Annotated in this window: 24 protein-coding genes and 1 riboswitch; of the genes, 10 read left to right on the top strand and 14 right to left on the bottom strand. The window is 37.1% G+C overall.

Annotated features, from left to right (window positions below):
- On the top strand, nt 1–103 hold a 103-nt coding region (locus C9J29_RS21740), incomplete at its 5' end, for an IS3 family transposase (RefSeq protein ID WP_153062678.1).
- Nucleotides 104–587: 484 nt separating this feature from the next.
- On the opposite strand, the gene C9J29_RS21735 is transcribed toward C9J29_RS21740, so the two are convergent.
- Together C9J29_RS21735 and C9J29_RS21730 are read right to left on the bottom strand one after the other, a co-directional pair.
- Entirely contained in the window at nt 588–1,868 is a 1,281-nt protein-coding gene (locus C9J29_RS21735; protein ID WP_107922752.1) for a Na+/H+ antiporter NhaC family protein, read from the bottom strand.
- Between the two features lie 104 nt (nt 1,869–1,972).
- A riboswitch (SAM riboswitch) is annotated at nt 1,973–2,076 on the bottom strand.
- 119 nt (nt 2,077–2,195) lie between these two features.
- Nucleotides 2,196–2,429, bottom strand: coding sequence for a DUF3953 domain-containing protein (locus C9J29_RS21730; RefSeq protein ID WP_089986976.1), 234 nt, complete (start codon nt 2,427–2,429; stop codon nt 2,196–2,198).
- A gap of 814 nt (nt 2,430–3,243) precedes the next feature.
- Here C9J29_RS21730 and C9J29_RS21720 point away from each other — a divergent pair.
- On the top strand, nt 3,244–3,978 hold the full coding sequence (locus tag C9J29_RS21720) for a class I SAM-dependent methyltransferase (protein ID WP_089986974.1): 735 nt from the start codon (nt 3,244–3,246) through the stop codon (nt 3,976–3,978).
- A 688-nt stretch (nt 3,979–4,666) separates the two neighbouring features.
- Here the strand turns inward: C9J29_RS21720 and C9J29_RS21715 are convergent.
- Nucleotides 4,667–5,158: a hypothetical protein gene (locus C9J29_RS21715; RefSeq protein WP_107922751.1), complete on the bottom strand. Its 492-nt coding sequence runs from the start codon at nt 5,156–5,158 to the stop codon at nt 4,667–4,669.
- A 200-nt stretch (nt 5,159–5,358) separates the two neighbouring features.
- Between C9J29_RS21715 and C9J29_RS21710 the strand changes: the two genes are divergently transcribed.
- Nucleotides 5,359–6,273, top strand: a complete 915-nt coding sequence (locus C9J29_RS21710; protein ID WP_107922750.1) for a class I SAM-dependent methyltransferase — start codon at nt 5,359–5,361, stop codon at nt 6,271–6,273.
- Nucleotides 6,274–6,436: 163 nt separating this feature from the next.
- Here the strand turns inward: C9J29_RS21710 and C9J29_RS21705 are convergent, their stop codons facing one another.
- Nucleotides 6,437–6,814 (bottom strand): VOC family protein, encoded by a 378-nt coding sequence (locus C9J29_RS21705; RefSeq protein ID WP_107922749.1) that lies wholly within the window; start codon nt 6,812–6,814, stop codon nt 6,437–6,439.
- Nucleotides 6,815–6,975: 161 nt separating this feature from the next.
- On the opposite strand from C9J29_RS21705, the gene C9J29_RS21700 reads away from it, so the two are divergent.
- Nucleotides 6,976–8,169: a Ger(x)C family spore germination protein gene (locus tag C9J29_RS21700; protein ID WP_052301731.1), complete on the top strand. Its 1,194-nt coding sequence runs from the start codon at nt 6,976–6,978 to the stop codon at nt 8,167–8,169.
- 48 nt (nt 8,170–8,217) lie between these two features.
- Here the strand turns inward: C9J29_RS21700 and C9J29_RS21695 are convergent, their stop codons facing one another.
- Nucleotides 8,218–8,973 (bottom strand): class I SAM-dependent methyltransferase, encoded by a 756-nt coding sequence (locus C9J29_RS21695; RefSeq protein WP_090003350.1) that lies wholly within the window; start codon nt 8,971–8,973, stop codon nt 8,218–8,220.
- Nucleotides 8,974–9,236: 263 nt separating this feature from the next.
- On the opposite strand from C9J29_RS21695, the gene C9J29_RS21690 reads away from it, so the two are divergent.
- From C9J29_RS21690 to C9J29_RS21680, 3 genes are all read left to right on the top strand, one after another.
- Nucleotides 9,237–10,103 (top strand): effector binding domain-containing protein, encoded by an 867-nt coding sequence (locus C9J29_RS21690; RefSeq protein WP_164908722.1) that lies wholly within the window; start codon nt 9,237–9,239, stop codon nt 10,101–10,103.
- A 16-nt stretch (nt 10,104–10,119) separates the two neighbouring features.
- Entirely contained in the window at nt 10,120–10,701 is a 582-nt protein-coding gene (locus C9J29_RS21685) for a GNAT family N-acetyltransferase (RefSeq protein WP_107922747.1), read from the top strand.
- Between the two features lie 142 nt (nt 10,702–10,843).
- Nucleotides 10,844–11,281 (top strand): hypothetical protein, encoded by a 438-nt coding sequence (locus C9J29_RS21680; RefSeq protein ID WP_043990272.1) that lies wholly within the window; start codon nt 10,844–10,846, stop codon nt 11,279–11,281.
- A gap of 235 nt (nt 11,282–11,516) precedes the next feature.
- Here C9J29_RS21680 and C9J29_RS21675 read toward each other — a convergent pair whose 3' ends face one another.
- Entirely contained in the window at nt 11,517–12,362 is an 846-nt protein-coding gene (locus C9J29_RS21675; RefSeq protein ID WP_107922746.1) for an alpha/beta fold hydrolase, read from the bottom strand.
- 318 nt (nt 12,363–12,680) lie between these two features.
- Between C9J29_RS21675 and C9J29_RS21665 the strand changes: the two genes are divergently transcribed.
- The gene (locus C9J29_RS21665; protein WP_008177214.1) at nt 12,681–13,166 is read left to right on the top strand and encodes a tetratricopeptide repeat protein; all 486 of its coding nucleotides are present in this window, start codon (nt 12,681–12,683) and stop codon (nt 13,164–13,166) included.
- Nucleotides 13,167–13,204: 38 nt separating this feature from the next.
- On the opposite strand, the gene C9J29_RS21660 is transcribed toward C9J29_RS21665, so the two are convergent.
- The 5 genes from C9J29_RS21660 to C9J29_RS21640 form a co-directional block, all read right to left on the bottom strand.
- Nucleotides 13,205–13,414, bottom strand: coding sequence for a DUF3955 domain-containing protein (locus tag C9J29_RS21660; protein ID WP_253734822.1), 210 nt, complete (start codon nt 13,412–13,414; stop codon nt 13,205–13,207).
- 344 nt (nt 13,415–13,758) lie between these two features.
- Nucleotides 13,759–14,802 carry a phosphotransferase family protein gene (locus C9J29_RS21655; RefSeq protein ID WP_008177211.1) on the bottom strand — a complete coding sequence of 348 codons (1,044 nt, stop codon included), beginning with the start codon at nt 14,800–14,802 and terminating at the stop codon, nt 13,759–13,761.
- A 12-nt stretch (nt 14,803–14,814) separates the two neighbouring features.
- A complete protein-coding gene (locus C9J29_RS21650; RefSeq protein WP_008177207.1) occupies nt 14,815–15,591 on the bottom strand; it encodes an SDR family oxidoreductase in 777 nt (258 codons plus the stop codon).
- A complete protein-coding gene (locus C9J29_RS21645) occupies nt 15,588–16,823 on the bottom strand; it encodes an acyl-CoA dehydrogenase family protein (RefSeq protein WP_107922745.1) in 1,236 nt (411 codons plus the stop codon). The genes C9J29_RS21650 and C9J29_RS21645 overlap by 4 nt, the downstream gene beginning before the upstream one ends.
- Nucleotides 16,824–16,981: 158 nt before the next feature.
- A complete protein-coding gene (locus C9J29_RS21640) occupies nt 16,982–17,875 on the bottom strand; it encodes a LysR family transcriptional regulator (RefSeq protein ID WP_008177197.1) in 894 nt (297 codons plus the stop codon).
- A gap of 140 nt (nt 17,876–18,015) precedes the next feature.
- Here C9J29_RS21640 and hutG point away from each other — a divergent pair, with 140 nt between their 5' ends.
- Nucleotides 18,016–18,984: a formimidoylglutamase gene (hutG, locus tag C9J29_RS21635; RefSeq protein ID WP_089987411.1), complete on the top strand. Its 969-nt coding sequence runs from the start codon at nt 18,016–18,018 to the stop codon at nt 18,982–18,984.
- The gene (gene gltS, locus C9J29_RS21630; protein WP_008177195.1) at nt 18,981–20,165 is read left to right on the top strand and encodes a sodium/glutamate symporter; all 1,185 of its coding nucleotides are present in this window, start codon (nt 18,981–18,983) and stop codon (nt 20,163–20,165) included. Before hutG ends, gltS begins: the two co-directional genes overlap by 4 nt.
- A gap of 203 nt (nt 20,166–20,368) precedes the next feature.
- Here the strand turns inward: gltS and C9J29_RS21625 are convergent, their stop codons facing one another.
- The 3 genes from C9J29_RS21625 to C9J29_RS21615 all read right to left on the bottom strand — a co-directional run bounded on the left by C9J29_RS21625 (nt 20,369) and on the right by C9J29_RS21615 (nt 22,814).
- Nucleotides 20,369–21,637 carry a polysaccharide deacetylase family protein gene (locus tag C9J29_RS21625; RefSeq protein WP_090003299.1) on the bottom strand — a complete coding sequence of 423 codons (1,269 nt, stop codon included), beginning with the start codon at nt 21,635–21,637 and terminating at the stop codon, nt 20,369–20,371.
- Between the two features lie 288 nt (nt 21,638–21,925).
- Entirely contained in the window at nt 21,926–22,321 is a 396-nt protein-coding gene (locus C9J29_RS21620; RefSeq protein ID WP_107922744.1) for a VOC family protein, read from the bottom strand.
- A 43-nt stretch (nt 22,322–22,364) separates the two neighbouring features.
- Nucleotides 22,365–22,814, bottom strand: a complete 450-nt coding sequence (locus tag C9J29_RS21615; protein ID WP_107922743.1) for a GNAT family N-acetyltransferase — start codon at nt 22,812–22,814, stop codon at nt 22,365–22,367.
- Nucleotides 22,815–22,865: the final 51 nt, after the last annotated feature.

Here is a 22,865-nt window from a genome sequence, read left to right as displayed (position 1 = left end):
TATGATAGATGATTATATGGAGCACTACAACAATACAAGAAAGCAATGGACGTTAAAAAAAATGACTCCGGCAGCATACCGAAGTCATTTAATCGCTGTTTAATGTAGCAAATGGTCTTTTATTAAAATGTCTACTTTATAGGGTTCAGTTCATAATAGAGCAACTGGGCTCTTTTATTTTCGACTGTAAGGGGCAATGAACTATCCCCCTATCCCCTAAAAGTAGACTACTCCCCTATTTTTCTACTATTATTTTTTTACCTAATACCATTAGTGTTTATTGTCTGGTTCTTATTGAAATTTATTAACTTTAAAATAAAGTAAAGCCGTTGATTGATTTCCAGCTTTCCATGGGCGGGGTCGAACTGCACCCTCGCCCTTCGTTCCAATCTGGAGTGGATATTAACTTCACCACAAAAAAATGCTCCCTTTAAATAAACAGATTTTATTTTTTAATCTGTCTACCTAATAGGGAGCATATCAAACTACTCGATGGCTTTTGTCTACAGTCTGAAATAACCAGCTTGCTGATCTTTATTTAGATTGAGCTACTTTCGTCGTTCATGTTTAATTTTCAGTAGTAAAAGTTAGGCTTTCTTTATTTTCGGGTACCCAATGAATATCGCTATCATACCACAAATACCAATAAGAATTGGGTAGAAAGAGTACGGCAAGATACTCACTGGCGAAATTTTGGCTACGCTTGCGGCTACAAGAAATTGGGCTCCGTATGGGAGAAGACCTTGGACTGTACAAGAGAAAATATCTAAAATACTTGCGGACTTTCTCGGCTCAATCTCATACTGGTCAGCAATATTTTTGGCAAGTGGCCCGGCAATTAGAATAGCAATTGTATTATTGGCCGTAGATAAATTAGTTAGACCCACAAGACCAGCTATACCAAATTCAGCACCCTTCTGCGATTTAATCCTGCGCGTTACAAGACGGAGTAAAAAGTCAATTCCCCCATTAAATTTAATAACTTCCACCATTCCAGCTATTAATATAGCCAGAAAGGCGATTTCATACATCCCTTCCATTCCTTCACCAATCTTTTGTATAAGGCTCATTATGTGATAGCTGCCATCTGCTAAGCCAACAGCACCGGCGAGAACAATCCCTAATGCAAGAACGAGGAAAACATTCATTCCAGATAACGCTAAAATAATAACTAAAACATAGGGAATAATTTTTATCCAATTATAGCTTAGATGCTCTACTTGGGCTGTCCCCCCGGATGTCATAAACCCTAAAATAATACTTGTGATAATAGCTGCCGGCAATACAATCCAAAAATTGACCTTAAATTTGTCCTTCATTTGCGCGCCTTGTGAACGAACTGCAGTAATAGTAGTATCTGAAATAAAAGATAAATTATCACCAAACATCGAACCGCCTACAACCGCTGCCATCACTAAAGCAATAGGTAGCTCCGTAAGATCGCTTATTCCAACTCCAATTGGCGCCAGCGCAACAATCGTCCCCACTGATGTGCCCATGGATAGAGAGATGAAACAGGCAATGATGAATAAGCCTACGACAACCAGGTTTTGCGGTATAACCGATAAAGCAAAGTTAACAGTGGAATCTACAGCCCCCATTCCCTTCGCTACCTCTGAAAATGCCCCTGCTAATAGAAAAATAATAACCATCAGCATGACATTTAAATTTCCGGCACCTTGGCAAAAAATATCAACCTTTCGGGAAAACGATTCTTTTCGATTCATCGCTAGAGCTACAGCACCCGAAATGCTGATGGCTACAATGACAGGAAAGGCATAAAAATCACCCATTATAATCCCTGAACCAATAAATAAAATCATAAAAATAACAAATGGGATTAGCGCCCATGGATTCTCTTTCTTCATTGTCTACCTCCAAAAATTAAAAATCAGCCCTATTTTTTATTTTTTCACCATAAAAAAGGCCTCATCTTGAAATAACAAGAAGAGCCCTTATAGTTAAAACGCTCCTCTTATCTATCAAGAACATTGCTTGCTGGATTTGGCACAGTAACTTAATAGTTCCGCTGCCGAGATTTCATCGGGCCAGTCCCTCCATCTCTCTTGATAAGAAGAAAAAATATTATATTTTTGACACAATATTAAAATACTAAAATAAAACATCCATAATTGCAACATGTTTTTAATTGTAAAAAAATCCCACAGCTATCATCAAGTGCGAAATTCAACTTTTTATACGAATACGAAGCTTTGAATGGACACATAGATCGAAAATATAAATACCCCGACTAAAAACCAACCATATAATTTTCTCTCTCTCCGAAATTCATTAATTCCTAATGTTAACATAAATAAACCTAGAAAAAGGATCATTAAAAAGTTTAGCCGATAATCATGTGTCATAAATCCGTAAATGGAAAGCGTGATGCCTATTATTGATAAAATAATTTGTACTGTTTTTAACAAAACGATTCCCCCTATTTGCTTGAACGAATACTAACAGTTATCTAACCTTTTTTGAATAAAAAAATTCTATGATGGGTGAGATGACAAATGAAAGCCCAACAACTTTTTATTTTTGTTTTTTTAATTGGCTTTTGAACTAGAAACAGGAAATTTAAGTTTAATTCGAACAGGGCTGACAAAAGGCTTTTACCCTGCATTTATCTTTTCTTTAGGTTGTGCTGTTGGTGACATGGTGTACGCTGTACTATAGGTTTTGGGAATAGCCTTTCTAGTACAATCTAGTACAATATTCCAATTCATTTTATGGATTGGCGGTACTATCATGCTTGGCCCTTTAACCTTCCAAGCTTTCCGAGATACGTTTGCATGCAAAAAATTAGAGTCATGGAGCAGCGATTGAAAAGAAATCATTATGGGCTTATTTTTTACTGGTGTTTGGCTAGTAGTTTCAGCAACGACTGCAATCGTTGATTCCCAACGGTTGGTGGAAGTATAGTAGGTAGTACAACTATTGGACATTCAGCAACTAAAAGCTTACCTCCCTTCTTCTTCGGATTTATCACCGTTTCAATCCTTTGGGGGCTAATCCTTTCATATTTAAGTAGCATCGGTGGTAAAATAATGGGAAAAGGCTTATGCAAATAGTTTCGTTTATTTCAGGATTACTCTTTTTGTACTTTACTTTTTATGTATTCTTGAATGGTTTTGAAAAGCTATTATAGGGGTGAAAACCATGGTTAGAAGAAGATAGCTAGCCTCCTAGATCACCAAGGATATGTAGGAGGCTAGCTTAATTATAGGAGATGTTTAAACGATGAAGCAAAATAAATATGATGATATGCAATTCTTTTCTGCTTACGAAAAAATGCCACGTTCTGTTCAAGGGCTGGACGCCGCAGGAGAGTGGCATGTATTAAAAACACTTTTACCTGATTTGAAAAATAAACATGTGCTTGATTTAGGATGTGGTTTCGGGTGGCATTGTCGATATGCGCGCGCACAACAGGCAAAATCAGTGATTGGTGTGGATATATCTGAAAAAATGCTGGAAAAAGCTCAGGAAAAAACGGATGATCCTTTTATTTCCTATTTGCAAATACCGATTGAGGACATTCAATTTTCCGCTTCTCAATTTGATGTTGTATTAAGTTCCTTAGCTATTCACTATTTACAAAACTTTGAAGCACTATGCAAAAAGGTTTATACCTATTTAAAACCTGGCGGATCGTTCGTATTTTCAGTGGAGCACCCTATTTTCACATCCCGCCATGAACAGGATTGGTACAATGATGAACAAGGAAACCGACTGCATTGGCCAGTGGACCATTATCAAACAGAAGGCATGCGCGAAACAACATTCCTTACCGAAAATGTCATTAAATATCACCGTACATTATCCACTTATATGAATGATCTAATACAGGTGGGATTTACAATACGTGCTGTGAAGGAACCTATGCCATCTGAGGAAATGATACAAACTATTCCAGGTATGCAAGATGAACTACGAAGACCTATGTTTTTAATGATAGTGGCAGAGAAAAAATAAGCGTTTATACGTGTGATTATATCTATTACATTAGCACATTTCGTTGCTTCATATTTAATGGGGCAGCATCGCTACAGCTGCATGATGCCTGCCAAATACTGAGTAGTGGTAATAGAGGGCTAGATTGTCCCATAAATTAATTCTCTGAAAATCTCAGATAAAACAAAAAACCAGATGCTCCTCATAGAAGAGCGCCTGGTTTTATTGTGAAAGTGAATCTTACTAATTTACTTAGTTTTGATTCGTATTAATACTACGCTAAGTTGAGGCGTGGAACAAGTTAAAATATTTTCCATTCAATTTTTGGTAGGAATTTATGTTTTTTCGAGCATAGGAGTTACTCATGTCCTATTTATTTTGCAAGTAGGAAACTAACAAAAAAGACTAGATACCTACATAAATTATGTAAGTTCTAGCCTTTTAAGTGAAAGTGAATCTTACTAATTAATATTGCTTAGCTTTAGATTCATTTATGAATACGAATAAACAGCTAAAAGGTTTCATTATTTGGCCTATTTTTTCGTAAAAAATAGGATTACCCGCACAAAAAGACCAGGAAGTCACGAAATAAGTGAATCCTGGTCTTTTTGTGAAAAGTGAATGTTACTAGCTTGCTTTAGTTTTTTGTATTCTACTAATGAGGTAGACGGTTGATGTTGCAATAAGTTACATAAAATTTAAAAATATTTTAATCGATTACTTGAATGGCAAAATCAAATACACCCTCTGCCCCATCAACTGTAATGATGGAAATGCTATACACCCCTTCTGACATTGTATAGCTACCCTTTTCTAGTATCGTTGAATATTTTGCTCCTGCATTTACGGTTTTTTGAGCCCATAGTTTGGCATCTGCATTATAAATTTTTAAGCTAAATGGTTGTGTCCCCTTATTCTTTATATCATAGTGAATATCAAATTCTTGTGGAGAATGATTGCTGTAAAAAGAGTTATGAAATTCACCATTTGCAGTTGTAGCATTTAGATAATTCAGTGGAAGTCTATGAAGCATGTCCATTTCCTGAGTGCTTGTCCTTGCCAATACTCTTTCCTGTAGCTGGGAATCTTTTCGTTTACTTGCATCAAATTCATCCGATGACTTTGTAGAGATATTGTCGCTACCAATTAGGGCAAATTCAAACATCAGTACAAGTAAAATGAGTAATTTCCATATTTTCATAGCGCCCACCTCCACTTACAAGTAATACCTAATTAGATATTATTCTACCATTTAAAAAATCACCATTCAAATTGCTAACTATAGATAAAAACTTGACAAAAAAAGTTATTTATGCTATAATTTACATTTAAAATATTTTCTTATATAATAGGATTCTCCTGGCCAGGGGAATCCTATTTTTTATTGTAAGGAGTGTTCGGATGAAGAAGCAGGAATCTAGTATAACTTCATTAATAGCCGCCTTTAGCAGAGCCCACCATAGTCAATTTGATGCGCCGAAAATATTTGATGATTATCTAGCACAGGAATTTATCTCTAAGGATGAATTTCAGAGCATTGAAGACAATATGGTGCAAGGTATTGAATTTTTCAATAAGGAAATTGCCGAAAAATATAAAGGCAATTCGAGAAAATTATTAAAATGGATTACGCAAGTTCAACTAGCGCCGACTCCCTTGGCACGTGCCGCATACTGTGAAAGAGTCTTACAAAACGAAATACAGCTCGGCGTTGAGCAATATGTTATTTTGGGTGCTGGTTTGGATACATTCGCTTATCGACACCCCCATTTAGAACGTGTATTAGAAATATTTGAGGTTGATTTCCCAACCACACAAGCATTCAAAAAACAAAAATTACAAGAAGCGTCACTCAGCCGCATCAATAATTTACATTTTGTAGCGATGGATTTTACGAAGCAATTTCATAGTCAACCTCTTTTGGATCAAGGCTTTCAGTATAAGAAAACATTTTTTAGTCTCTTAGGTGTCTCCTATTATTTAACGAAAGAAGAATTGGCTAGCTTATTAGACCATCTGTTTGCGCTAGTTCCAGCAGGTAGTTCCCTTGTCTTGGACTATGCTGATGAATCGTTATTTAGTGAAAAGGGCATCTCTAACAGAGTAGATCATATGGTGAATATGGCGGCCGCTGGTGGTGAACCCATGAAATCGTGCTATCGTTATGAAGAAATGGAGAAGATGTTAGCTCAATCAGATCTACTTATTTATGAACATCTATCTCCATCTACAATTCAACAGCTTTATTTCCAGCATCGAACAGATTATCTATCAGCTTTTGAAACGATCCATTATATGCACATGGTTAAAAAATAAGATATAATCCATTCCTTTTAAAACAATTCTTAATTTTCTATCTATTTCCCAGGCAATTAACTATTTCAATATAAGAATTATGTATATAATAGTAGTGTAAAGCTAATTAGCCTTACACCTCCTAGATTTGTTACTAGGGTCACTGTTTATAACAGTGACCCACTTATGATTGGCAAACCCCTAAAGGATTTCCATCTAGATCATAAAAGGTGAAAAATCTTGTTTGCCCTTCCCCTCCCATAGGATTTACGTTCACTTGCTGCTCTACTAGTGATTGGTAGGTCTCTTCAATTGATGAAGAAAGAAAATTGTAGTATTTCCCTACCCCAAAATGATTATCTGGAAAATGCAATGGTTGATGATTTTCCGTTTTTACTAAGCATACAACCGTAGCCGAACGTTCCGCTATTTTCATGACCGCTGCGTCTTCTTCTATATATAAAAGCTTAAATCCAAGCTTTTCCTCATACCATTTGGCTGATAATTGAGGGTCTTTTATCGGGATAAAAATGGCCTCTACTCCATGTAATAATGATTGCATCTCTTTTTCCTCCTTTTTAAAATGATTGCTATACTTTTTCTATATATGAACTTGAATGTCCTCTAAAAAATTTCGCCCTTGCATCTCTTCTTGTTTAGTTTCCCTATTATTTGCTTATCCTAATTAGTATCGGAAATGTCTTTGCCCTTTTCCTAGAGGAGGTGCCAATCATTAAACACGCGGTGTCATTTTTTCTCCTACTTTTAGTCGTTTTGTTGTTAACTGGGTGTTGGAATAAGCGGGAGTTAAATGAATTAGCCATTGTCACAGCTGTTGGAGTCGATAAAACGGACGAATTCATAGAAATTTCTGTTCAAATTGTTAACCCGAGTCAAATTGCGCCGAAAAATTCAACAAGCTTTCAAGTCCCTGTTTTTACCTATCACGCAAAAGGGAGAACCTTATTTGAAGCTATCCGAAAATTAACAACACTGACACCAAGGAAACCTTATTATGCACATGCTCAAGTTATTATTATTGGTGAAGAGATGGCTGAATATGGTATGAATAGTATATTAGATTTATTTCAAAGGGATCCTGAGGGAAGAAGCGATTTTAATATTATTGTTGCTCATGAATCAACAGCGCAAGATATTTTAAGTATTTTAACACCATTAGAAGATATTCCTGCCAGTAAAATGTTAAAATCCTTAAAGGACTCTGAGGATGTATTGGGAACAACTGAATCAGTGATTTTAGACGATTTAATCGAGTCTTTAGGGAGTATTGATCATAGTGCTGTTCTGCCCTCCATTCAAATACTTGGAGATGCAGATGCCGGAAAAAATAGCTCCAATATAGAAAAAATGGATAGCCCCGCCAATTTAAAATACAGTGGACTTGCTGTTTTTAAAAACTATAAGCTTATAGGCTTCTTAACAGAGGAAGAAAGCAAATACTACAATTTCTTACACAACCATATAAAAGGGACCGTTCAAAAAGTGCCTTGTTCGGAAAAGGGGAAAATATCGGCAGAAGTTTTAAATTCCTCTACAAAAGTTACTGGCAGCATAAAAAATGACAAACCCTCCATCCATATTCAGGTTGATCTTGAACAAAATATAGCGGAAATAAGTTGTCCAGTGGATATAACAAAGCCAGAAACGATTGATGTTATTAATAAAGAAACAAGTAAATTAGTTCAAGAAAATTTAGAACAAACACTGCACACGATTCAAAAAACCTATCAAGCTGATATTTTAAAGTTTAGTGAGGTACTTCATCGTGAAGACCACCAAGCATGGAAACGTATCAAAAAAGATTGGGCCACGCTTTACCCTAATCTACCGGTGCAAATTGAGGTGAATGTGAAAACAAAAGGTATTGGTACAGCTAGAAAATTAAAAGTAGATTAAACAATCAAAAATGACCAGACACTCCTTGAGTGTGCTGGTCATTGCTAATTAACGTGAAGCTTCGAATGTAATAAATGATGAATCTTCATCAGGCTGTTGCTGAAATGTGTAATTAGCAGAGCATGTGATATCCGAAAAGCCTATACTTTGTAAAAGCAGTTTAAATTCCTCTAGACCGTACCAGCGTAATAAAAATTTTTGTAGCTCTGTATCCATCAATGTACCACGCTGCCATTTTTCATATTTTAAAACCGATAAAGTATACTGCTCCATCCAGTTGATCGCAATCGATTTCCTCTCAATCGAGATTCCTTCATCTTCGGAGGTTGCATGATAACTTGTAGTAATTTCACCAGTTTTCCAGTCTGTCGGTATGATTAAATCTAATAGAATGCGTCCGCCTGGAGCAAGGTGATGATACATATTTGTTAAAGTTGACACGGCATCTTGATAATTTTCTATTAAACAGAAAGATCCCGCCGGCATGATGATAGCGTCATATTGTTGATCTACTGTAAAATGACAAACATCGCCTTCATAAAGAACTGGTGTAAGTCCTCTATCGTGACATCGTTTACGACAAGACGCCAGCATTTCTGAAGAATTGTCAATCCCTTCTACATCAAAACCACTCTCCATGAAAGGAATATAGAAACGCCCTGAGCCGACACCCGCCTCAAGCACCTTACCTGTAAGTCCCTGTAAACGTTCCTTATAATATTCAATATCCCCACCAATAGAATATCCTACTGGTTTTGTTAAATCATAAAGTTCCGTACATAACGGTCCATAATTACTATACATATTGTCTCCTCCGATTATTTGCGGAAGAAAAATCCCTTTTAATTCTTCCACACCTTCATATTATTTAATGGAAAATTAGAGCTGACTATCATTATGGATCACTCGCTTTCTTGTAAATTTAAATAAATTATACCTATATTTGTCATTCATTTCAATATTTCTATTGATTTCGTTTTCAGTCCACTATAATGTACAAATTAGCATAAATTATCAAGAAATATTTCCATGTAAACGGTACGATGAGAATAAGAAAGGATGATCGTATGAATTATTTTGAAAGAATACAAAACGCTATAGAATATATAGAGGATAACTTACAAGAAAAAATGTCGATCATAGATATTTCTTCGCAATCTTACTGTTCAGCCTTCCATTTTCAGCGACTGTTTCAGGCGGTAACTGGATTTTCCGTACAGCAGTATATTCGTAATAGAAGGCTTTCTGAAGCGGCCGTTCTATTAATAACAACTTCTCAAGCTATACTTGAAGTGGCGATTAACTTTCAATACGGTTCTCAAGAAGCTTTTACAAGGGCATTTGTTCAATACTTTGGGCTATCACCGGCTAAGTACCGAAAGAGTGCAAATTCTATACCATTACAAAACAAAATAAACTTTTTGGATTATAAAATGAATGGTGAACTCCCTATGCCAAAGCCAACAATCGTACATGTAGGAAAAAAGTTAATCACCGGCTATCCCTATCAAACATCATTACAAGATGAGAGGTATTATGCTGAAATTTCAGGCTTTTATCATGATTTTGGTCGCGAGCACTATTATGAACGTATTACACAAAAAGTAGCACCTAATATGGCCTATGGAATCTCTACAAACTTTCAGGAGGATGGTGAGTTTTCTTTTGTTGTGGGAGAGGAAGTCCAAGTATTTGAGGAGCGTGTTGAGCAAGGGTTTATCCATGTAGAATTACCTGCTGGTCAATATGCTGAATTTATCTTGAATAGTAGTGCAGAAGGTATACAGAATACAAGACGTTACATTTACGGGGTATGGTTGCCTAACTCTAATTACGAAAGAGATAGGGGTCCTGATTTTGAAATAACAGATGTTATGCAATCTATCTATCCACATAATATGAAAATGAAAATTTACATTCCCATTAAAGGTTAAGAAAGGAAGCCAAAAAATGATGATTGAAAAGGTTTTTACTCAATTTCCTCTGCTACATACGACTAGTCTACTATTAAAGAAAATAGAAGTATCTCATGTAGAAGAGTTGTTTGCCATTTATGATAATACAAAGGTTTTCGAGTTTTGTGGTATTATCCCAAAACACAACTATCAAACCGTACAAAAAATGATTGAGCATTTTGAAAGAGACTTTAAGAAGAAAAGTAGAATAAAATGGGGTATTTTTGAAGCGTCCCAAAGCGAGAAATTAGTGGGTATTATTGAGGCTATGGACTTTAATCAAAAAGTAAATATGGTGACAATTGGATATTACTTAGCGGAAGATTTTTGGGGAAAGGGCATTGCTACGAAGGCCGTTGAAATGGTCGTGAACTATTTATTAGAGGAGGTTCAGGTGAATCGAATTCAAGCTGAAGTCATGCCATTAAATGAGCCCTCGAAAAAAGTACTACTAAAGAATGGCTTTATAAAAGAAGGTTTATTACGACAAGCAACATCATGGTCCGGCAAAGGCGTTGTTGATTTAGAAATATATGGATTACTGAAAGAAGATTATGTAACTCATTCAAAAGACTAGACTCTATTTAGGAGTCTAGCTTTTTCTTTTATATGACAAGTAGATGGACAGAATACCAACTCAAGAAAGCTCCTTTACATAGATTAGAAATAGAAGACTAGCGCTAAAATTAACATTCAAACCATAAAGGAGCGTTTCAAAAATGGATGAAAATCGATATTTAACACGATTGGATAGAAATTTAAATAATTATCATAAATTTTCTAAATGCTATTGTGACTCGAAGAACTATTGCACAGGTTACTATTATGGCACGGATGATATGGCAGAAGAAGATTCATATCGCATCAAGTATTATAATAGTTCTCAGGATGGGAATAAACAGTCTGAGAGCCACGTAAGAAATAAAGATAAAAAACAATGTGAAGGCTGTATTTGTAGTCAGTTAGAATGTTTTGACCCAGGGACATTAGTAGATGTCTATCTTTCTGATGGCCATTGTTTTTGCGGAATTTACTTTATCTATCTCGATCCACATAGCTGCTGTGCCTATTTCCTTCAAATCGATGACATGGCTAGACCCGTTATTATTGACTGCCAGCAAGTGAATGCTATAAGCAAAACTAATACGGCAAGCTAGTGCATGGGCTCTTCTCTTTTGAAAGTAGCCTGTTGTAGGTGTTTAATAATGATCTTCCACCTACTTAGATTTCTGGTGATCAGCATGTGTACAACGAATGATCGGACTCCCCTATCTAACCATAGGGCGAAAGTTTTTCACCGTTAACGGCTACCCCCTTCCTATTTCTTTATGAAAAAAAGAGCAGTATGATAACATATACATGTTACCAACTACTGCTCTAATTTTTATAAAATTATCCTTCGTTTATCCAATTAATGAGCTGTTCATCAAATGACTCTGGCTCTTCAAACATAGGGTTATGACCACTTTTTTCAAATATAACTTTCTTAACCTGAGAAGCATCCTCTGCTGCCGCCCATAATGAAACAGGGGCAACTAAAAAATCATACCTACCTAGTCCAACAAAAACTGGTTTAGGGAAAGATCGAGTTAGTGGTAAAAGATCCTGCTCAGCGAAAGCTCTCCCCCACAGATAATCTATGACTTCCATATTCGTATAAACACCTTCCCACATAGCTGTAGCATTAAACGAATAATCATAGAAACTATGTGCACCCATACGAATACACATATGAACAAAACATCGTTCAGGTTCCTTCTTTAAATCTTGCGCTAAGAAAGCAATCTCTTGTTCAAATTGTTTTTTTCGCGCGACACTGGCATTCGCATCAAAAAAGGACAGACTTTGCTGTTGTCTTTCTTGGCTATTTGTTGTAGCTGTATTTAATAGAATCACCTTCCGAACATGCTGAGGGTATGTGTTAGCATACGCCATCGCCATAAATGCATGCCCTGAGTGCCCTAAAATAATGAAATGTTCCAACTTTAACAATCGTCGAGCTTGTTCAATATCGTCGACAATTTTCTCTAAAGTATAATCCTCTTGTTTTAAAGGACGAGGAGGCTTCACAAATCCACGATGATCTAAAAAAATAAGCTTAAAATGCTGGGAAAGGTTTTCTGAGAACAATCGCGGGTAATACACACTGCTTCCTATGACTAAAATAGGCTCACCTTGTCCCTTTATACAATAGTGCAATTCAAATCCGTCACAAATAATCTTTTGGTCTCTTGTCATTTTTTATCCTCTTTTCTTATTAATCTATCACTCCCTTTCCTCTTTGCATTCCCGTGTCTTTTCCATCGAACGCTCTAGCATTCTATTCACCTCATGGATTTACTTTTACACAAACAATACCATTACTACTGGTTTCTAGCAAATTATTGATTATATAATAAGGGAAGCATCTAAAAAAGGGTGGGAGGAAATGAAAGAAAGTTTATTAGAACGTTTGAAGGTATTTCAACTCAATAAGAATCTTTCTAGCAGCTGTAAGAATTTTTTTTGAATGGTTACCCATATGATGCGAAACATTACAAACAAGGGGTTTAATCAATGGATAAACAATTAGAGCAAGTTCTAATATTAAGAGAAAGTGGCCAGCTTAAGGAAGCCAACCAATTAATGGTGGCATTGGTCAAAGAAGAACCTGGAAATGCTTACTATCAATTTCAATGTGCCTGGACCTACGATTCTTTAGGACAAGAAAAAGAAGCTGTTCCCCACTATGAAAAAGCCATTCAATTAGGATTGGAGCCAGCTATTCTAGTGGATGCCTATCTAGGTTTAGGGAGCACGTATCGGACATTGGGGCTGTACGAACAAGCAAAACGGACATTGGAACAAGCTATACACGAATTTCCTGAAGCCGAGCATGTAAAGGTTTTTTATGCCATGACACTTTATAATCTTGGTGAACATGCAAAATCTATGGAAACATTATTGAATACTTTAGTCATCACAACCAACCATCAGGGCATTAAAGATTACAAAAAAGCTATTCATTATTACAGTGACAAGCTCGATCAAACATGGTCTTAACAAAAAAACAGGCTTCTATGAAAAGCCTGTTTTTTGCGTTATTTTGCGATATTTTGTTTTTTTAGCATAGAAAAAAAGATCAATGTTAGTATGCCACTAAAGAAAAATAAATAGCTCAATGGGATTAAAAAGAAGTTCTTCTCCACAATTACTCCATTTGCTAGTACCTCATCACCAATAATTCCTTTTATAAATAAACATAAAACACCTATCATCATAGGTATTGTTGCTAATAAATATTTCTTCATCATCGTTTCCTCCATATAATTTGTCTATTGTATGTGATCCATTTCCAAGCATATCGTCTGATTTCCTATAGCTATAATAATACCCATCACATCTTAAGTCAATATTTTTTTATCGAAAAACAATAAATCGTTATTGTTTTCAGTTTTAGCAAAAAGATAGAATCTATGATAAAATAAGAACATACATTCCATCTCTCTTAATTCTTTTACGTGTGGTAGTTGAGTCATTTGAATAATCTTTGTGCGAGTGGCATTAAATAATACTATTATATAATGTCGGATAATCTGTTATAGGATTATAAAAAAACAGCTACTTCAATGAAAAGTAACTGTTTTTTAAACGGTTAAATAGAAGCTGAAGCTTGTTTTATTAAGGCAGCGACCATTTTATCCATTTGAGCAAAGCGATCATCCTGGGTTTGCCCTTTGGCATAACGATAATAGATTTGCTGACAAATGACTGCTAATTTGAAATAGGCAAATGTACAATAATATTGAATGTCTGAAATATCTCGCCCACTTTTTTCAGCATAGCGTTCCATAAATTGCTGACGGGTATAAAATCCTGGCAATACCGTAACAGGTGGGTCGCCTAGTGCATGTAATAGCATTTTTGGATCATCCGCTTGCAGCCAGTAACTCATTGCGACACCTACATCAGCAAGTGGATCCCCTACTGTGGTCATTTCCCAATCAAATAAACCAATCATTTCGGAGTAGTCCTCAGAAAACATAGCATTATTCAATTTATAGTCATAGTGAATAATGGTTGCCTCCTCATTATGAGGAATATGTTTTTTTAACCAATCTGTTAGAGCTTTTACTTCAGCATACTCGGCTGTTTTAGCCTTATCATAGCGCTCGATCCAACCATGTACCTGTCGTTCCATAAATCCGTCAGGCTTCACCATGTCCTGTAACGGCGTGTCCTCATAAGGAATTGCATGGAGTGCTACTAATGAGTCAACCATCTTTTCAGACAGCTGACGGGCCAGTTCCTCCGTCGGTTTTATTCCTTTTGGAAAATAGGTATCGAGGACGATGCCTTTTTTTCGCTCCATTAAAAAGAAATCACTGCCAATAATGTCTAGGTCCTCCACATAAACATAAGGTTTTGGAACCACAGGTAAAAATGGATGCAAGGCCGATAAAATGGTAAACTCTCTCTTCATATCATGGGCCTTCTTAGCAACTGGGCCAAGTGGCGGTCTACGAAGGACCACTTCAAACTCAGCTATTTTCAAGCAATATGTTAAATTGGAATGACCAGCACTAAATTGTGAAATTTCCAATTGCCCCTGCGGTAGTTCAGAAAAATGGCTTTCTAAAAATGCGCGCAATTTGACTACATCTAGTCGTTCACTTGCTCTTACTTGCATTGTATCCATCTTATCCCTCCTTTAAATAATGGAGCTCATGCCCCCATCAACAACAATGACATCACCTGTCACATAATCTGATGCTGCCGATGCTAGAAATAACGCCACACCCTTTAAATCATTTTCGGAGCCAAGTCGTTTTAATGGTGTAGCGCCCATCAAATAATCTTGACCACGTTCAATTAATACATTGGACATTTTGGTTGGAAAAAACCCAGGGGCAATGGCATTGACATGGACACCATGAGGTCCCCATTTGACGGCTAAATCCTTCGTTAATGTTATAACAGCCCCTTTGCTGGCATTATAGGCAATGGTATCCATAAATGCAGGTAGTGTACCACCAAGCCCTGCGATAGAAGCAATATTAATAATTTTCCCGCTTTTCTGCTCTAACATGATTTTGCCGACGGCTTGGCTCATTAGGAATGTTCCATTCACATTGACATCAAATACTTTTTGCCATGCTTCATACGGCATATCGATAGCAGGTGTTCCCCATGAGGCCCCACTGTTATTGACTAAAATATCAATTTTACCGAACGTAGTCATCGTTTGCGCCACAACATTGGCAATATTCTCTGGTTTTGTCACATCACAGGCTAACGCTAATGTTTGAACCCCTAATTTTTCAAGAGCTGTAGCAACCTCCTCACATGCCTCCACTTTTCGCGAGCATAAGACAACATTGGCTCCAGCCTCGGCAAAGCCTTGGGCAATTTGTGCTCCGAGTCCACGTCCCCCACCTGTCACAATGGCTGTTTTCCCCTGTAAGCTAAATAACTCCATTACAGTCATTTCACCAGCTCCTTATGTTTTTTCGCGTGCTTTTTTAATTCCAGCTTGGCAACTGTATTACGATGTACTTCATCTGGCCCATCTGCTAAACGCAATGTTCGAGAATTTGCCCACTGTGCAGCAAGTGTTGTATCAGGCCCTACACCAGCAGCTCCAAATGCTTGAATCGCTCTGTCTATAACTCTCAGTGCCATATTTGGCGCAACTACCTTAATCATTGCAATTTCTGCTTTTGCCTCTTTATTGCCAACCGTGTCCATCATATAAGCAGCCTTTAATGTTAAAAGTCTTGCTTGCTCAATATCAATACGTGACTCGGCAATACGTTCACGCATCACACCTTGATCTGCTAGAGGTCGATGAAACGCATGACGCTCCTGTACCCGTACACACATTACCTCTAATGCTCGTTCAGCTGCGCCAATAAGACGCATACAATGATGAATTCTTCCTGGGCCTAAGCGACCTTGGGCAATGGCAAAGCCTTTTCCCTCTCCCCATAAAATATTGTCTACAGGTACGCGTACATTCGTAAAGATAACCTCTCCATGTCCCTCTGGTGCATGATCATAGCCAAAAGCCGTTAACATGCGCTCCACTTTTACTCCTGGCGTATCCATTGGTACAAGAATCATAGATTGTTGCTCATGAATAGGCGCCGTTGAATCTTTATGTTTGCCCATGAAAATAGCTACTTTACAGCGCGGGTCGCCAGCACCAGTTGTCCACCATTTATGACCATTTAAAATATATTCATCGCCATCTCGTTCAATACTTGCCTCAATATTCGTAGCATCACTCGACGCGACTGCAGGTTCAGTCATCGCAAAGCAAGATCGTATTTCCCCTCGTAATAACGGTTCAAGCCATTGCTTCTTTTGCTGTGTGGAACCATAGCGAACTAGTACCTCCATATTACCTGTATCAGGTGCATTACAATTAAACACTTCTGGTGCCAAAAGTGAACGTCCCATAATTTCACATAATGGAGCGTATTCTAGATTTGTTAAACCCGCTCCGTATTCACTATCTGGTAGAAATAAATTCCATAAGCCTGCTTCCTGCGCTTTCTGCTTTAACTCATCCATAATGGGCGGAATCGCTCCCCAACGATCCTCCATCGCCTCGATTTGTGCAGCATAAACGGCCTCATTCGGGTAGATGTATTGCTCCATAAAATTCGTCAGCTTGTCCTGTAACTTCACAACTTTTTCACTATAGGAAAAATTCATTGGAAGAAACCCCCTTTGCTTGAACTCCGAAAAAAATGAATGATTGTTCATTTTTATTCTTACATTAAATGTTACCGCTATTTTTCTAGTAAATCAATTCCATTTCATGAATTTTCTAATTAAAAGGAAAATTTCATGTATATAGCAATTGGATTAGTTTACATTGGTTTCGTTTCGAAAAATTGCAGCACATCTTTCAGTAATTGACGGATAGCAAATGGTAAATGGCGATTTTTTAAGTACACCAAATAAACATTCCGACATAGATTCGCTCCTTCAATTTCCTTTTTAACAATGGTTTTAGCTGTCGGACCTTGTAAATAGTTTTCTGGTAAGATGGTTATCCCTAAATTTTCTCTTACAAGTGATACAGCCGTTTCAAAACGTTCAATTTCAAATTGAATATCAATGCTCTTCCCTGCTTGTTCAAAAGTATTCAAAATATCACGTCTTGTTTGAAACCCCTCTGTACTTATAATAAAAGGCTCTGCACTAATGTCTGAAATCGATAAAGTCTCTTTCTTTGCTAACGGATGATGGAGGGGTAAAACAGCTACTAAACGTTCCTCATATAAGGTCTTAACTTCAAGCTCAGGATCATCCATTAGCTGATTGGTAATAATTAAATGGGTTTTATAGCTTTTCAAGGATTTTTTTACACGTTTACTGCCTAAAATATCTACTAAATGGATCATCATTTGCGGATAGTCTTTTTTATAGTTAGCAATTACTTTAGGAAGCCAATGCTTGATTGATTCCATCACACCAATGGTGATTTCACTCGTGCCATGTACAACGACTTCATCCATTTCTATTTTTAACACTTCCATATTTTTCACAATAACTTTTGCACGTTCAAATAGCACCTCACCAGCTTCCGTTAACTGCAGATTTCTAGTATTTCTGTCTAACAAGGGAGTGCCAATCTCATGTTCTAATTTTTTGATGGCATTGCTTAAGGAAGGCTGCGAAATATGCAGTCTTTCTGCGGCTTTTGAGAAATTCATATGCTCTGAAACAGCAATAAAATATTGTAATTGTTTAATATCCAATACGGTGATCCTCCCTCATTTATAGTTTAAAGCTATAGATTAATATTAATTATATATTAGTAAATATAATTATGTGAATATATAATGAATTACAACAATATTTTTTCTACAATAATATTTGCAATGGGGATGATAAGATTATGTACACAATGACAGATCAAAAACAATGGAAAGGCCGTATAGACTCAACAACCAATAAAAGCAGTTTCCGTTTACATCAACAAGTAAAACGAATCGCGATTAATGATGTAAGCGCTTCAGATAAGAAAAGTGCTGCAATGATTGGCTTTATTTGCGATGAGGGTGTACGTCGAAATCAAGGTCGAGTAGGAGCAGCAAGTGGACCAAACGCACTACGTGAAGGATTATCTAGTTTACCGTGGACGTTTGAGAAGGAGCAACAAATCATTGATGTAGGGAACATTATTTGTCTCAATCACGCCCTAGAGGAGGCACAGCGAGAGCTTGGTGATGTTGTTAGCACCCTCCTACAAAAGAAATTACAATGTGTCGTGCTCGGTGGTGGTCACGAAACACTGTATGGTCATTATTTAGGTGTTCGTGCGGCATTACCAAAGGAAGCGAAAATCGGCATTATCAATATCGATGCTCATTTTGATTTACGACCATATGACGAGCAGCCTTCTTCGGGTACAATGTTCCGTCAAATTTTAGAGCAAGACCCATATGTCGATTATTTTGTTGTTGGCATACAACGCTATGGCAATACAAAAGAGCTGTTCGAAAAAGCGGATGAGCTACAAGTGAAGTATGTAGTAGAAGATGACATGACATCATCGGTCAATCTTCAACCATTATTGGATGATTTACAAAATTATATGGATCAACACGATTATGTGCTTTTAACATTATGTATGGATGTATTAAATGCAGCATCGGCACCAGGCGTAAGTGCACCTTCACCGTTTGGACTTGAACCGACAACTGTGCGTACAATTCTTCAAAAGGTAACTTCGCATCCACATACACACTCTTTTGATATTTGTGAGGTTAATCCGTCATTAGACGAAAACGGACGTACGGTGAAATTAGGTGCTTATTTTGTCTATGAAGCACTAAACAACTTACTTGGGGGGCAAGGTTCATGATCGAAATTAATCAAATTACAACGGTGTTTCTAGCCGTTGCACTCTTTGCATTAGGTGGCTTTCTCATTAATAAAATTGGATTCTTAAAACGTTTTTGTATTCCAGCACCAGTGGTCGGTGGCTTGCTGTTTGCTGCACTTGCGACCATTTTAAAGACTACAGGAACTTTAGAAATATCACTGGATACATCATTACAAAGTTTATTTATGATTACGTTTTTCACAACTATCGGCTTAGGAGCAAGCTTTAAGCTAGTTAAGCTGGGCGGAAAATTACTTATTATTTATTGGCTAGCATGTGGCTTCCTTGCCCTCATGCAAAATGTTATTGGAGTTTCTCTTGCGTCACTGATGGGGATTCATCCTCTGATCGGTATGATGGCCGGTGCCGTGTCCATGGAAGGCGGCCATGGTGCTGCAGCAGCATTTGGACAAACATTAGAAGATTTGGGTATTTCCTCAGCAATGACAATCGGTGCTGCGGCTGCAACTTGTGGTTTAGTAGCTGGTGGTTTAATTGGTGGGCCAATCGTTAAATATTTAGTTGGTAAATACAATTTAACACCCAATGAACAAGAAGCTGAAGAAATCGAATATGAAAATAAACATGAACAAATTACATCTGATTCATTCTTTACACAAGTCTTATTAATTACTTTCTGTATGGCTGTGGGTACCTATGTTGGAACATTATTCTCAGAAGCGACAGGCTTCGTTCTGCCAGGCTATGTAGGAGCTATGTTTGTAGCTGTCCTAGTCCGCAATATTATGGATAAATTTAAACCAGAAGCAATCAATATGAAGAGTATCTCATTAATTGGAGATGTAACATTAGGTGTTTTCCTTTCAATGGCTCTAATGAGTATTAAATTATGGGAAATTGCAGATTTAGCGCTTCCATTATTTATCATCGTCTTTGCGCAAGTATTCTTTATTGTTGTATTTAGCACTTTCGTCTTGTTTAAATTACTCGGCAAAAACTATGATGCGGCCGTGATGGTTGCTGGTTTCGCAGGACATGGTCTAGGAGCAACACCGAATGCCATGGCCAATATGTCAGCCGTTGTCCAACGCTTTGGTCCTTCTAAAAAAGCCTTTCTCGTTGTACCAATTGTAGGCGCCTTTTTAATTGACGTGTTTGGTATTCCTATTATTATTACAACTATTAATTTATTTAAATAAAAACAAGCCGTACTTTGGTCTCTAAAAGACTAGTACGGCTTTTTCTATGATTATTCCACTTCACGTAAACTCGACTCTAAAAGTTATTACAGCTGAAATAACTAGCTGCGCGTCGCCCCTATTGTATACAAGGTTCACAGAAAGGATTTCATCGGAAAAAATCTAAGTCAGCAAAATATCAGACTTAGATTTTAGGTCGTATATTATTGTAAAATCTCACTAACCGTAACAAATTCATAGCCTTGCTTTTGTAAGTAGAGAAGGACATTATCTAAACCATTGGCAGTCGTTTGATGGATATCATGCATTAAAATAATACTGCCGTCTTTTACAGATGCTTTCACATACGCTAAAATTTTATCTGGATTATGATGCTTCCAATCAAGCGTATCAATTGACCATAAGATCGATGGAATTGTCATTACCGAACGAACTTGATCATTTGTCGCCCCATATGGTGGACGGAAAACAGTCGGATACTGACCAATTGCTGCATAGATGGCATTGCTTGTGCCATTTACTTCTTGTTTGACACCAGCGATGGATAATGCAGTTAATTTTTTATGGTTGGATGTATGATTGCCAATTTCATGCCCAGCGTCATAGATTTGCTTGACGATTGTAGCATTTTTTGAAACATTTTTCCCTACCATAAAAAATGTTGCCTTTGCATCGTATTTTTGTAATGTAGCTAAAATTTGTGGTGTTACTTTGGCATCTGGTCCATCATCAAAGGTTAAAGCTACTCGTTTTTTTGAACCCTTTGGTGCTGACACCCCTTTATTATAAACTTTATTATTAGTAAGCTGGATATTGGCTAATTCAGAAGCTTTGACATACCCTTTTTGTTCGCCCGCTTCTACATAAGCCCAGCCAGCCAGCGTTATGTAATGCTGCACAGTCATCTTATTAGCAATTGTTCCTAGAACTTCTCCATTTGGACTAGCCGTCAAGCGTAACTCAGCACCGTTTGGAGCATTAATTTGTTTCTTTATTGGTACAGGTTTCTTTAGTGCAATTGTTGCTACATAGCCTATATCCTCTCCATATTGGACGAAAGACCAACCACCAGGTGCTGTGCCATAGACATAGACCATGCGTCCTTCATATAGTTGACCAATATGCTGAGCATTTTGACTTGGTGCCGTAAATAAAGTTGTGCCACCCTTCTGAATAACTAAGTAGCCCTCCGACTTTACCTTCACTAAAACGTCAGATGTTACATAGCCTGCCAGCTCTGGCGTTTGAATATGTGTCCACCCTTTACTTGCTTGTGTCACTTTGAGGAAGCTCCCTTTCGCAACTTCACCGATTTCCGCGCTATTTGTGGATGGCTCCTCGTAAATAACCGCATCTTTATTGATCTTTTGAATCTTCACTGATCCTTCAGCACTTGCTGACAGCTGCCCCACCATTAAGCCTAGTAAAAACGTCAAGCAAAAAGCATAAACATAAGGTAAAAATTTTTTCATTATTCTACACCGCCCTTGATGTCTTTCCATGTCTGTAAATTGCTAAGATTTAACTTTAATTATAGAGGAATCGTCTATACCAGAAAATAGTTATAATCAACCAGATTCCAAATTCATGTTTTTTAGAAAGGCATGGATACAGTACTACTACCCTATTTTCTATAAAACTAGTCATCAATCAAGTTGATTTCAGTACCATGTGTGTTGCTTCGATAAAGGATAGTGATTGCCTATTATAGTTGCGCTTTAACAATTCGAACAAACGATCGCCTGTCTTGCGCACAACAATTACGGTGCTACTAATTCAACCTTTATTCTATCAGGGTCCTCAAAATAAACAGCGTAATGCTCTTCTCCCCCTCCAAATGGATGCTTATTAGCATAAAGAATAGGAACGCCCTTTTCTTCTAATTGCTTTGTTATACCATCAACCTGTTGCCTCGAATTTGCGTGGAATGCCAAATGATTTAAACCTACACGACTTCGATGATAGGTGATATCCATAAACTTTTCGTTCGTTTGGACAAAAACAATATAGGTGTCGTCTATTTTCCAGCTCCGACCACTTTCCCATTCCTGATAAGGTTGATAACCTAATTCCTCTAAAAACCATCCCCAAAAATGTATGGTGTTTTTCAGATTAGAAACATTTATTTCTATATGGTGAATAAGTCCTTGTGACAAATGGATAATCTCCTTTTCAACAAAGTTTTGAACTGCTAAATATTCATTTATCTATCCATTCATATTGAATATCTGGTAAATTCTCTTCATTTTCATGTCCTTTTCCAATGATGGTAAATCCATTCTTTTCATAAAACCGCTGTGCGTTTTTATTTACTTCGAACGTAAATAGCGTTAATCTTCCACTTGATTGTTTTTTTACATGGTCTAATAATGTTTGGCCTACTCCTAATCCTTGATAATCAATATGAATATATAGCTGACTAATCTCCTTCTCATTATAAGCAATCATTCCGATTACTTGATTATCCATGAACGCTAAATCGATTTGAAATTCTTCAAGTAATATATGGTTTAAAAAATAAATGTGGCTTTCCATGCTATGCCGCTCTTCCTGCCCAATAGCCTGTTTCTTGCTGTCTCGCCACATCACCACTGTTTGTTCCGCATATGTGGGATCATATGGGATGATTTTAAATGGGTGTTGGTTCACTACGACTCTACCTCCATGGCATTTGGTCACTGCTAGATAATTTCTTCCATT

The sequence above is a fragment of the Lysinibacillus fusiformis genome (assembly GCF_003049525.1).
GTDB lineage: Bacteria > Bacillota > Bacilli > Bacillales_A > Planococcaceae > Lysinibacillus > Lysinibacillus fusiformis.
The sequence above is the reverse complement of the archived record's forward strand: the minus strand, read 5'-3'. Positions and strand labels throughout refer to the sequence as shown.